General features: G+C 62.9%; 1 protein-coding gene. It reads right to left on the bottom strand.

Going from position 1 to position 1165, the window contains the following annotated elements; genetic code table 11:
• On the bottom strand, positions 1-1165 hold a 1165-nt coding region (gene tuf, locus ACK543_RS06840), incomplete at both ends, for an elongation factor Tu (protein WP_409942101.1).

The raw sequence follows: 1165 nt of genomic DNA, 5'->3' as shown, positions 1-1165 counted from the left end.
AGGCGATGATCTTGGCAACCACGCCAGCGCCCACCGTGCGGCCGCCTTCGCGGATCGCAAAGCGCAGGCCTTCTTCCATGGCGATGGGGTTGATCAGCTTGACCGTGATCGACACGTTGTCGCCAGGCATGACCATTTCCTTGTCCGCTGGCAGCTCGATCGCGCCGGTCACGTCTGTCGTGCGGAAGTAGAACTGGGGACGGTAGTTGTTGAAGAACGGCGTGTGACGGCCGCCTTCGTCCTTGCTCAGAACGTACACCTCGGCAGTGAAGTGCGTGTGCGGCTTGATCGAGCCGGGCTTGCACAGCACCTGGCCGCGCTCGACGTCTTCGCGCTTGGTGCCACGCAGCAGCAGGCCCACGTTGTCGCCCGCCTGGCCCTGGTCGAGCAGCTTGCGGAACATTTCCACGCCGGTGCAGGTGGTCTTTTGCGTGTCGCGGATACCAACGATTTCGATTTCTTCGCCAACCTTGATGACGCCGCGCTCGACGCGACCGGTCACCACGGTGCCGCGGCCAGAGATGGAGAACACGTCTTCCACGGGCATCAGGAATGCGCCGTCCACAGCGCGCTCGGGCGTGGGGATGTAGTTGTCCAGAGCGTCGGCCAGCTTCATGATGGCTTCTTCACCCAGCTTGCCCTTGTCGCCTTCCAGCGCCATCTTGGCAGAGCCACGGATGATGGGGGTGTCGTCGCCTGGGAAGTCGTACTTGTCCAGGAGTTCGCGCACTTCCATTTCGACGAGTTCGAGCAGTTCTTCGTCGTCGACCATGTCGCACTTGTTCAGGAACACGATGATGTAGGGCACGCCCACCTGGCGGGCCAGCAGAATGTGCTCGCGGGTCTGGGGCATGGGGCCGTCAGCGGCCGAGCACACCAAAATGGCGCCGTCCATCTGGGCAGCACCGGTGATCATGTTCTTGACGTAGTCGGCGTGGCCGGGGCAGTCCACGTGGGCGTAGTGGCGGTTGGCCGTTTCGTATTCCACGTGGGCGGTGTTGATGGTGATACCGCGGGCCTTTTCTTCAGGCGCTGCGTCGATCTGGTCGTATGCCTTGGCTTCGCCGCCGAACTTGGTGGACAGCACGGTGGCAATCGCCGCAGTCAGCGTCGTCTTGCCGTGGTCCACGTGGCCGATCGTGCCCACGTTGACGTGGGGCTTGGT

Source organism: Acidovorax sp. (genome assembly GCF_046341535.1).
Classification (GTDB): domain Bacteria; phylum Pseudomonadota; class Gammaproteobacteria; order Burkholderiales; family Burkholderiaceae_C; genus Acidovorax.
Note: the sequence above shows the minus strand (reverse complement) of the source record. Positions and strands in the feature narration are given on the sequence as shown.